Raw genomic sequence first — 10,537 nt, 5'->3', positions numbered from 1 at the left:
TTTTATGCAATGCGAGGAATGGGATGACGCGAATAGCGAGCTATTTAAGGAGTCCCATGACGAAGCAGTGCATAAAATTTCTTATAAAAGCAGACTCTATGAATTAATCAGTGCTTCCCTAATGAAAGCACGAAAAAGGAAATCCATGCCGGCCATGGAGAATTGAATTTTCCCAGGCTGAAACAGATGGATTTCCTTATGAATGAAAAATATTATACCCCTTTTATTCCATGGGGAGAAAGCCCCTGCGGCAGAAACGCATGCCCTGCAGGAGCTGTTGTATATAATCAGAATCATACCATGACAGGAATGTTCACTTGGTTCAGCACCTGTTTTTATTCTAAAATTTTTATAAATTCTTGTCAAGAAGAGGTATGGTACAAATAGATAGATAACAAGATAAAACGAAGAAATCAATGCCCCCTGCCGCCGCCGAACATGGACCACACCACCAGCGCTGCAAAGGCAGCCCAGGACATCATGTACGAAAGGATTCCCAGATCCGTCAGGATATTAATCACCGTAAGGCCTGCCATGAAAAGAATATTTCCCCTCTTTTCCACATAGGGATCCCGCCGGATAAGAATAAAGGCAATAATGAAAATAAGGATATTCACAATCAGCACGGCCGGGAAATAAATCAGAAGCGGCACCATCTGCAGAATAAAGCTTCCTGCCAGCATGAGGAGCATAATGTAAATCCAGGTCATGGAAATCATAATTCCCTCCCTGCATGATCGCCGTCTTCTTTGGGAATCCACATCTGCTGCTTCGGGAAAAGCCAGCGGAACTCATAGGACGGCGCCCATCGCTGTCCGAAAGCATGCATGGGAATGAGAAGGCCTGCGGAAAAATGGGAAAGATACGCCTTCACGCCCCATTCCCTGGCTGCCTGCTGCCGGGCATCCACCGGAAGCATGGCTATATCCACATCTTTCTCCTTTATGCAGGAAAGCTCCCGGAAAAACCAGTCCCTGGCTTCCCGGTTCTCGCTATCCCCCTCACCGGCCCAGTGCCACCAGTTCAAATCCCCTGCATGGAAAATGGTCAGTCCCTCTGCCTCCACCATGTAGGAGCCGCCGGCGTCGGTGGAGCCGTACATATGAACAGAAAGGGGCCCTTCATTAACCGTCTCTCCCACATCCATTTCATGAAGAAGACTCTCGTCGGCAAGTGCCAGACGGCAGTCCCGATGCAGGAAATAACCGGACGCCCTTTTTTCAAATTTCCGAATGGCCCGATTGAAATGGTCTCCGTGTACATGGGAAACAAAGAAATAAACCGGTTTATCCGTCTTTTCCAAACGGTCCTCCAGCCTTTTCAAAGGGTCCAGGTAGTAATCAAAAACAAGAATCATCGTCTCCAGCTCCAGCATAAAGCCGCTGTGGTGAAGGAAATATAAATCCACCGGTTTCATAGGTTCTCCTCTCGTCATAAACAGGATTTTCTGTATCTGCTAATAGATTTTAACTGTAATGTTTCCCTCTCAGGGAAGCTGTATAATAATTATATCATATGGGGCTGCTATGCGGCCCGGGTTCAGAGGATGTGTAAAAGGTTCTTAAGATTGACCGGCCTTACGGCCGGAGGGTTCTTAAGTTTGACGGTCCTACGGACCGAGGGTTGTGGTATCGCTGCCTTTGGCAGCGATAAGTTTTATAGTCAGCGTTACGGGATTACCTTCCCGTCCTATGCGTCATTCTTAGCGACAGAGAAGAATATCGGTTCCTGCTAACATTGACTCGCACCAGCCCACCAGTACACTAGTACACTAGTTCACTATCCCCAAATAAACATTCCTTTGACCTTTCCTGTCGGTTTATGTAAAATATCATTGTAATAAATACGAGGTGCACTATGATTACTCACGACACGAAAAATCACATGTTTGAAATCAACTATCCGGAAGGCCGGGCCTATCTGGAATACACAGAAGATAACGGTACCGTTACCGTTATCCATACCATTGTGCCTGAAGCACTGGGCGGAAGGGGCATTGCGGCCAAGCTGGCAGAAACTTTCTACCGCTGGGCTTCGGAAAATCACCATCCTGTCAAATCGGACTGTTCCTACATGACAGCCTGGATGAAACGAAAGAAAATCGAAATGTAGGCTCTTTAGACATTCTTAAAGCAGCCTTTCAAAGGCTGCTTTTTTATGATATAAGAAAGCGCTGATGCAGACTCTCCTCTGCATCAGCGCCTCCTTGGAACGGGAAACCCTATGTACAGCTCATCACTTTTCCAAAGCCCCGGCACCTTCCGGGAAACCCAGAATACACTAGATATGATAACCACCCATTTTATCGAACTGCTTCGTTTAAAATCAAAAGATCTCTACGACCACTCCGTGAGGGTAGCCAACTACGCCGGCGCCACCGCCGTATACATGCGGCTTCCGGCCAATGAAATCACCCTCATCCGCTATGCCGGACTCCTTCACGACATCGGACTCCTCACCATTCCCAACCACATTCTGACCAAAGTCCCCTATCTTTCCAGAAGGGAGCTCTCCCTTTACAAGAAACATCCGGAGCTGGGAGCCAATATGCTGGAATCGGTGCCCGGCTGCCAGGACCTTCTCCCCTACATCCGCTGTCATCACGAACGATGGGACGGCACCGGATATCCGAAGCATTTGAAAAACGTAAACATCCCCTTGGGTGCCAGAATCATCTCCGTAGCCAGCTACTACGACGACATGGTGTATTCCTCCCCGGATTTCAAAACAAAGGATATGAATGAAATATCCCGGGATATTATGACCGGCTCCGGCATCCTCTTCGATCCGGAAGTGGTATCGGCCTTCCTGAAAGTGCTCTTCCACAGCAATACCATACCCACATAAAAACGCCTGCGAAAGCAGGCGCTTTTTTATTGCCTTCTGACACGCCCTGCGGGCGTGAGGGTTCAGATATCTACTGTCTATCGTCTTTTCTTTCCAGCTCCCCAAATATCCCCGGTTTCTCAAATCCATATCTCCAGAAGGCCAGCCCTGCCAGATTATAGTTCTTTTCCAGTTCCAATTTCGCCCTGAGGGATTTTTCTTCTTCCAGATAAGTCCGGTGGAGGATTCCGCCCTGTCTCCAGGTGAGTGTGTACTGTTTGGCGTCTGGCTGCCAGATGGGTTTCAGGCGATATTTTTTCATGAGTGCTTCCTGGTCCTTCATGGCAAGGACTTTCGATTTCATGTGTCCCGGATTTCCTTCGTAGATTCTTGTGTAGAAAGGAAGGCCCAGGATGAGTTTTTCCGGCGGCACCATGGCAGTGAGTTTCTGTATGCTCCTGTCCAGCCAGCTGTAGGAGGAAACAGAGCCGGCGTAAGGGCTGGTTCTGGGAGTTTCGTCGTAGCCCATGATGATTTCGTAGTCGCAGAATTCGGAGAGCTTTTCCCGGTCGTAGCAGAGGCTCCATGTGGGAGATCCGGCGTTGTAGACGGTAATGTCCACGGTGAGCTTCTGTCCCGCCCCATGGAGGGGCTGGGACAGGTTCTTCATGAAATCGGTGAAAAGGTCCCTGTCTTTGGGGTCCATGTTCTCAAAGTCCACGTTGTACCCGTAAAGGCCATACACTTCAGAGAGCGCAGCGATTTTTGAAATGAAATTTTCCTGCCTTTTAGTGTCGTGCATGAAAAGGGAGGTTTTCTTCACTTCGAAGTCATTGTGGATGAGGGGCATCACTTCCATGTCCGCCTGCCGGGCCCTTTTGAGGTAGTCAAAGTTCCAGCTGTACTTGTTGTCCTCCACGTCCTGATAGCTTCCTATGGTGGGAGCAAGGATATGGGTGCCTGAGAGGCTTGCAAAATCGGAATTTTCATTTTTGAAGAAATAGTTGATGTCCCAGAGAACCAGCGGTCTTTGGGTGGCCTCTTTCTTCTTATCCATTTCCTTCTTTTCCTTTATTTTTTTGACGGTAAGTTCCTTTTTCTTCGGTTTATAGGTGTAGGACAGGCCGGCACTCCGGCTGAAGAAGGACAAATCCACATACCGGTTTCCTTCCAGCTCCTTATAGGGGATTTCCACTTTTTCTTCTTTTTTCATGGCCGCCGGAGTGAGATACACATAGAGCTTATCCTTCTCCCAGGAAAGTTTCCACTTTCCCCCTTTAGTAAGCACCACCGGAGCAGTATAGAAGGTACCGTCCACTTCGTAAGCATTGAAATTTTTGAAATCGCCGCCCTTCATTTTGACCGGCACCGAACCGGCGGCAGAAACTGCCGCCGGAAGGGCCAGCGTGAGAAGGACTGCTGCTGTTAACTTTTTAAGCAATGTTTCTCCTTTCCCCTGTTATAAACACTCTGCTACAAATTTTCTGACCAAAGCGGCCAGTGTCTTCGTATCCAGCAGATAATATATGTCTTCTTCCCTTTCCAGAGCAAACGGTTCTTTATCCAGGAAGGAAATGAATTTCCTTAAGATCTTTGCTGCCTTCTTTCCCTGGTCCAAAGGCTTTTCCTTCCGGCCCAGCACCTTTTCCATAAGATAAATCATGACTGCCGGGCGGAAATAATAATCGATGAAAGCGTTTTCTATCCAGTAATCGTGCATGGTATGGCGGAAGCGGGCGCATCCTTTGGCAAAGGATAGATACAAAGGAAGGCCGTCAGAAAGGCCGCCCCAGAAATCGCTGAAGCCATAGTCAAAGGCACCGTCTTCCTGGGTCATAATATAGGTTAAAGCATTGCCTTCAATGATATGCACCTTTTCCCTGTGGGGAAACTGGGGCAACAGTTTCTTTTTAAAGAGAGAAATCATGTAAGGATTGAGCTCCACCACCGTCACCGATTCCACATCCTCCTTTTCAGAGGCCATGAAGGTATAGTAGCCAAGGCCAAGGCCGTAGGTGATGACCTTCCCCCCTGCCCTTTTCAAAGGCTCCTTCATGGATTCGATTTCACTTAAAACCACGCTCATCCACACAGCGCCGTTTTCAAGGAGCACCGGAAAAAGAGCCCTGCTGTCAAAAAAAGCCCCTTCTCCGTAGGCAAAGGGATCCTCCCTCTGAAATCCGTCATGGTAGGTCTGGATAAGTTCCCCCGGCAGATAGTCGTTTACAGAAAGGGTGATATGTCCCTCCCTGGTTTTCCCTTCCACCTTCACTTTCTTGTAGTAGGGATTATCCTGAATGTCGGCGGCTTTGTGCATGGTAATGTGGGAAAGAAGGTAATCATAAAGAGCATCCCCGATTTCCTCTTCCTTCATGAAACGGGACAGCTCCGAATAAGGCGCAAGGTCCTCTCCCCCATGGGAAAGCTCATAGGCCATCTCGCCGATGTCGTCGGAAAATCCGATGTCCACATAGGAAGAAACCGGCGCCCTCTTCCCTTTGGCAGAGAGCTTTTTAAAATCCACATCCCCCACGTAGAGATGGTCCGCCACCTCCCCAAGGAGCATGTCCTGGGCCGTTACGGAAAGGAGATAGGTCTTCCATAGGTCCAGAACCCTTTCTTTCATAGCCGTGCTGTTTTTTATTTTCATAGATTCATCCTTTCAGCAAATCTTTACATGGCGCCGCTGGCTATGGTGAGTCCTGTCACGGAAGCGGCGCCGGCCCGTTTCAGTTCATGGGCGGCGGATTCCATGGTGGCGCCGGTGGTGTAGACATCATCCACCAGAAGGATATGTTTTTCTTTGACATCCACATTTCTATTGATATGAAATATGCCTTTAATGTTTTCATACCTTTCTGTTCGGGAGAGGAGGGACTGGGTTTCGGCGGCGCGGAAGCGGACGAGGCCCCTTGGCAGGTATTCTTTTCCCGCTTTTTTCATCCATTCTTCAAACATCATGTCCACCTGGTTATAGCCCCGGCTGTGCCATTTCTTTTTAGACAGTGGCACCGGAATGACGCAGCGGCAGAAGGAGAGCCTGTCCCAGTAGGGAAACCGGGCCAGAAGAGGCGGGAAGGCCCGTTTTCTGTCTATGCGGCCGCCGTATTTCAGCTGGATAATGACTTGCCTCACAGCGCCTTCGTAGTTGCACAGGGTGTAGCAGCCGTGGAGATGGTCTGTGTGGGAGGAATTTAAAAGCCTTGGGTTCCATACTTTTTTGAAACATTCTTCGCACCACACTTGATCCCGGTCCACCACTTTTCCGCAGCCCGGACAGGTGACGGGATAGAAAATGTCCGCCAGGTCATGGAAAAGTTTCATTTGTTTGCCTCTCCTTTAAGCAGCGGCAGGAAAAGGCTGTAGCGGCTCTCGGTATCCTGCCGGCTTACTGCCCGGGCGATGGCGTCGTCTGTGGATATGAGGATAGTCTTCTTTCTGGCTCTGGTGACACCGGTGTAGAGAAGGTTCCGTTTCAGCATGATGTTCTGGGTAGGAAGGAGCACCAGGATCACCGTATCGTATTCGCTGCCCTGGCTTTTGTGCACCGTGGCGGCGTAGGCCAGCTGGATGCTGTTCCTGTCTTCCCCTTCATACACCACTTCTTTGCCGTCATAGCGCACGAAGATTTTATTCTTGTCCACTGCCCACACAATGCCCAGGTCCCCATTGTAGACGCCCTTTTCATAGTCGTTCTTCTTCTGCATCACCTTATCGCCGGGCAGGAAATGGGATGCTCCCTCCACCGGATGGCCATGGACCAGTTCCTGGATGGCATGGTTCAGATGGTCCACGCCGCAGGTGCCCCGGTACATGGGAGAAAGGACCTGCATGGACATTTTCATGAGTTCGCTTCCATAGTCCAGCTGCCGGCAATAGTTCATGACGGCGCCGAAGGCGTCCATTTCCGAGGAGGCATAGTAAATGGAAAACTCTCCTTCCTCATCGGGGAAGCACATGTCGCCATGGCGGATGCGGGCGGCGTTGTCGATAATGCCGCTCCCTTCCTTCTGGCGAAAAATATGCTCCAGCCTGACCACCGGCACCTTTCCCCAGGAAATCAGGTCTTTCAGGGGAGATCCCGGTCCCACCGGCGGGAGCTGGTCGATATCCCCCACCAGAATGAGCCTTGCTCCTTCCTTCAGGGCGCAGAGCAGATGGTAGAAGAGGGAAATATCCATCATGGATGCTTCATCCACAATGATGATATCTTCCTTCAAGGGATCCGATTCATTCCGGTTAAAGAAGGTGCCGCCGGAATCGTGGAGCTCCGCTTCCAATGCTTTATGGATGGTATCGGCATTCATGCCACTGGAAAGGGACAATCTTTTGGCCGCCCTGCCGGTGGGCGCCATGAGGCGCACCTTTTTCTGGAACTGACGGGCCGCAGTGATGATGGCCCTGACCAATGTGGTTTTTCCTGTGCCCGGGCCGCCGGTGATGACAAGCACCCCCGACTCCAGTGCCTTCTGCACCGCTTCTTTCTGGCGGTCCGCCAGGGAAAGATGATTTTCCCTTTCGAATTTTTCAATGGCCAGCTTTGAAGAGCCCAGGGGCTCAGCGTCCATCATATTCCGGATACGGATGGCCGACTCCGTTTCCGCTTCATAGAGGGATGGAAGGTAAAGATACCGTTTATCATTCCAAAGAACGGAAGGAATATATTCATGTTCAATGGCATCCTTTCCTGCAGCTCTTACAATATCTTCTGTCACCGCAAGGAGGAGAGATGTATTTCGGAAAACCGATTCTTCCGGTGCACAGGCATGGCCCTGCATGAGGGCCCGGGCAATCATATACTCAATACCATGAACCACCCGGTCCGAATCATCGGGATCCACGCCTTTAGAGAGAGCGATGCGGTCCACTTCCTGGAATCCCAAACCCGGTATGTCCCGTACCATGCGGTAGGGGTCATGGGTGAGCACCTCTTCCGTTTCATCACCGTATTTCTTATGGATATCCGAAGCAAACCGCTCAGAAATCCCCAGGGATTGGAGGAACATAATAAGAGCCTGCTCCTCGCGAATCTCTTCATAGGAGTTCTTAATCTTCTCCAGAGTCTTTCTCCCGATGCCCGGCACCTGCCGAAGGTCCTCTATCCTTTCCTCGAAGACCTCCATGGTTTTCCTGCCGAAGCGGTCCACGATCCTTCCTGCCATGGAAGGGCCGATGCCTTCAATGAGACCGGACGCCAGAAACAGCTTGATTTCCTCCGTTTCCTCGGGCTTCACATTTTCCAATGCACTGCATTTGAACTGCATGCCAAAACGGGGATGCCGTTCCCAACATCCCCGAAGCAGCACAGGCTGCCCCACATAGGGGGCAGATCCCCTGTATGCGGCAGTCATGATTTTCCTGCTGTCCTTATTTTCCAGGAGGAATACGCAGAATCTGCCGTCATCGCTGGAAAATATGATTTTCCTTACGGTGCCCCGCAGTTCTTCCGTCATTTTTCTTCTCCCCTGATGAAACGATTCTGCACCTTCTTGCTGATATCCATAAGCATCTGGTACCAGCGGATGAAATCGGGCCGTGCAGACATATCTTCAATGAGCCGGGAGAGTTCCTCTATGTTCTTTTCTTCCCTTTTGCCGTCAAAGACCGGGATTTCCGCTTTGAGCTTGCACTGGGCGATGCTTTTAGACAGAGCCAGCCGCTTTTCAAAAAGAGCGGCCAGCTCCTTATCTATATTCCTGACAGAATTTCTTAAAGCCTCTAACTCTTTGTCTTCCATAACAGTCCACTCCCCTCAGGAAGAAATGGGATTTACTGATTATTGGCGTGAAGGGTCTGAAGGATTTCCAGTACCTTATCCTTTGCTTCATCCAACGGCACTTCCACCACTTCGCCGGACCGGCGGATTTTGATTTCCACACTGCCGGACTGCTGCCACTTCTTGCCGATAGTGACACGGACAGGATAACCGATGAGGTCTGCATCCTTGAACTTAATGCCCGCCCTTTCATTCCGGTCATCCAGCACCACTTCATCCCGGCTGTCTTCCATGGAATCATAGAGCTTTTTGGCAGCTGCCATCACTTCTTCCGACTTGTTATTGGCCGGAACGATGACCACTTCATAAGGCGCAATGGCCACCGGCCAGATAATGCCGTCAGCATCGTGGTTCTGTTCGATGGATGCAGCAACGGTCCTCGTAACGCCGATACCGTAGCAGCCCATGACGAAAGGATGGGATTTACCCTGGTTGTCCAGGAAGGTGGCATGGAGCGCTTCACTGTACTTGGTGCCCAGCTTGAAGACCTGGCCCACTTCGATGCCCCGGCAGCGGACAATCTTTCCGCCGCAGTGAGGACATGCATCGCCCTCTTCGATCTGCCGGATGGTTTCCACACGGACATCCTTGAAATCCCTGGCCGGGTTTACATGGATGTAATGCTTGTCCTTTTCATTGGCTCCGCAGCAGGCATCCTGCATTTCCATAACCGTAGGATCCACCAGAATATCAAATTCCTTCGTCCTCTTAAGACCGATGGGGCTGATGTAGCCGGCGGTGAGGCCCACTTTCTTCAAATCCTCATCGGAAGCCATGTCCACATTGATGGCATTGTAAATATGCTGAATCTTCGTTTCATTCACTTCATGGTCGCCGCGCACCATGGCCAGCACCACCAGGCCGTCCACATTGTACACCACAGCCTTCACGGACTGCTTCACCGGTGCATGGAGGAAATCGCACACCATTTCGATGGTATGCTGCCCTGGGGTTTCCACGATTTCCTTTTCCTTATCATTATGGATGTAGCTCTTAATGGTGAGCGGATCCACTGCTTCAATGTTGGCTGCAAAATCGCAGTTTTCACAGTATACGATATCCGCTTCACCGGAATCAGCCAGCACTTCGAACTCATGGGAGCCGCTGCCGCCGATGGCACCGGAATCTGCAATGACAGGACGGAAAGTGAGACCGCAGCGGGTGAAAATGCGGGAGTACGCATCGTACATGAGCTTATACTGCTTATCCAGCCCTTCCTCGTCGGCATCAAAGGTATAGCCGTCCTTCATGATAAATTCACGGCTTCTCATGAGACCGAAACGGGGACGCTTTTCATCTCTGTACTTGTTCTGGATCTGATATACGGAAACAGGAAGCTGCTTGTAAGAAGTGGTGTCCATCTGAATAAGAGAAGTCACCAGCTCCTCATGGGTAGGTCCCAGGCAGTATTCCCGGTCATTCCGGTCCTTCAGCTTGAACATTTCCGGTCCGAACACATCCCAGCGGCCTGTCTTCTGCCAAAGCTCCGCCGGCTGCACGATGGGCATCATGATTTCCTGGGCGCCGGTCTTATTGATTTCCTCACGGATAATCTTCTCCACCTTCTGAATCGAACGCCATGCCAAAGGAAGGAAGGAATAAATGCCATTCCCCACCTTCCTCATCATGCCGGCCTTCAGCATGTACTGATGGCTCACCACCACGGCATCAGCCGGTAATTCACGTAATGTCGGACTGTATAATCTGGATGCTAACAAAATATCTCCCCCTGTAACTGTCCCGGCAGAGCGGAACGATTTTCATACCGAAATTTTTTCGTTATATGCTTTTTTATTATACCACTCTTTGAAAGCTTTTGGGGGAAAAATGAGAGGGTTCAGAGGGTGAAGGTTCTTAAGGAAGGTTCTTAAGTTTGACGGGGCTTTCGCCCCGAAGGTTCTTAGGTTTGACGCAGCCTGTGGCTGCGAGGGTTGT

The 10,537-nt window shown here is 50.3% G+C and carries 10 protein-coding genes; 2 read left to right on the top strand and 8 right to left on the bottom strand.

Annotated features, from left to right (window positions below):
* Positions 1-413 precede the first annotated feature (413 nt).
* Positions 414-719 carry a hypothetical protein gene (locus QZQ29_RS07545; RefSeq protein WP_296961932.1) on the bottom strand — a complete coding sequence of 102 codons (306 nt, stop codon included), beginning with the start codon at positions 717-719 and terminating at the stop codon, positions 414-416.
* Positions 716-1,417, bottom strand: a complete 702-nt coding sequence (locus QZQ29_RS07540) for an MBL fold metallo-hydrolase (protein WP_296961929.1) — start codon at positions 1,415-1,417, stop codon at positions 716-718. The genes QZQ29_RS07545 and QZQ29_RS07540 overlap by 4 nt, the downstream gene beginning before the upstream one ends.
* Before the next feature lie 440 nt (positions 1,418-1,857).
* Here QZQ29_RS07540 and QZQ29_RS07535 point away from each other — a divergent pair, with 440 nt between their 5' ends.
* Together QZQ29_RS07535 and QZQ29_RS07530 are read left to right on the top strand one after the other, a co-directional pair.
* A complete protein-coding gene (locus QZQ29_RS07535; RefSeq protein ID WP_296961927.1) occupies positions 1,858-2,112 on the top strand; it encodes a GNAT family N-acetyltransferase in 255 nt (84 codons plus the stop codon).
* A 111-nt stretch (positions 2,113-2,223) separates the two neighbouring features.
* A complete protein-coding gene (locus QZQ29_RS07530) occupies positions 2,224-2,847 on the top strand; it encodes an HD domain-containing phosphohydrolase (RefSeq protein WP_296961924.1) in 624 nt (207 codons plus the stop codon).
* Between the two features lie 70 nt (positions 2,848-2,917).
* Here the strand turns inward: QZQ29_RS07530 and QZQ29_RS07525 are convergent, their stop codons facing one another.
* The 6 genes from QZQ29_RS07525 to QZQ29_RS07500 are packed head-to-tail and all read right to left on the bottom strand — an operon-like array spanning position 2,918 to position 10,320.
* Entirely contained in the window at positions 2,918-4,267 is a 1,350-nt protein-coding gene (locus QZQ29_RS07525; protein ID WP_296961922.1) for a glycosyl hydrolase family 18 protein, read from the bottom strand.
* A gap of 18 nt (positions 4,268-4,285) precedes the next feature.
* Entirely contained in the window at positions 4,286-5,476 is a 1,191-nt protein-coding gene (locus tag QZQ29_RS07520; RefSeq protein ID WP_296961920.1) for a hypothetical protein, read from the bottom strand.
* 23 nt (positions 5,477-5,499) lie between these two features.
* Positions 5,500-6,150 carry a ComF family protein gene (locus QZQ29_RS07515; RefSeq protein WP_296961918.1) on the bottom strand — a complete coding sequence of 217 codons (651 nt, stop codon included), beginning with the start codon at positions 6,148-6,150 and terminating at the stop codon, positions 5,500-5,502.
* Complete coding sequence (locus QZQ29_RS07510; protein WP_296961916.1) at positions 6,147-8,279, bottom strand: ATP-dependent RecD-like DNA helicase; 2,133 nt, start codon at positions 8,277-8,279, stop codon at positions 6,147-6,149. The genes QZQ29_RS07515 and QZQ29_RS07510 overlap by 4 nt, the downstream gene beginning before the upstream one ends.
* Complete coding sequence (locus QZQ29_RS07505) at positions 8,276-8,563, bottom strand: chorismate mutase (RefSeq protein ID WP_296961914.1); 288 nt, start codon at positions 8,561-8,563, stop codon at positions 8,276-8,278. Before QZQ29_RS07505 ends, QZQ29_RS07510 begins: the two co-directional genes overlap by 4 nt.
* Positions 8,564-8,595: 32 nt before the next feature.
* A complete protein-coding gene (locus QZQ29_RS07500) occupies positions 8,596-10,320 on the bottom strand; it encodes a proline--tRNA ligase (RefSeq protein WP_296961913.1) in 1,725 nt (574 codons plus the stop codon).
* Positions 10,321-10,537 lie beyond the last annotated feature (217 nt).

This window comes from uncultured Dialister sp. (assembly GCF_900538805.1).
Taxonomy (GTDB): Bacteria; Bacillota; Negativicutes; order Veillonellales; family Dialisteraceae; genus Dialister.
Note: the sequence above shows the minus strand (reverse complement) of the source record. Positions and strands in the feature narration are given on the sequence as shown.

Bases quoted from the DNA above. Each gene is read 5' to 3' on its own strand.
- QZQ29_RS07520 (WP_296961920.1), bottom strand. From the start codon at position 5,476: ATGAAAATAAAAAACAGCACGGCTATGAAAGAAAGGGTTCTGGACCTA.
- QZQ29_RS07530 (WP_296961924.1), top strand. From the start codon at position 2,224: ATGTACAGCTCATCACTTTTCCAAAGCCCCGGCACCTTCCGGGAAACC.
- QZQ29_RS07540 (WP_296961929.1), bottom strand. From the start codon at position 1,417: ATGAAACCGGTGGATTTATATTTCCTTCACCACAGCGGCTTTATGCTG.
- QZQ29_RS07510 (WP_296961916.1), bottom strand. From the start codon at position 8,279: ATGACGGAAGAACTGCGGGGCACCGTAAGGAAAATCATATTTTCCAGC.
- QZQ29_RS07515 (WP_296961918.1), bottom strand. From the start codon at position 6,150: ATGAAACTTTTCCATGACCTGGCGGACATTTTCTATCCCGTCACCTGT.
- QZQ29_RS07535 (WP_296961927.1), top strand. From the start codon at position 1,858: ATGATTACTCACGACACGAAAAATCACATGTTTGAAATCAACTATCCG.
- QZQ29_RS07545 (WP_296961932.1), bottom strand. From the start codon at position 719: ATGATTTCCATGACCTGGATTTACATTATGCTCCTCATGCTGGCAGGA.
- QZQ29_RS07505 (WP_296961914.1), bottom strand. From the start codon at position 8,563: ATGGAAGACAAAGAGTTAGAGGCTTTAAGAAATTCTGTCAGGAATATA.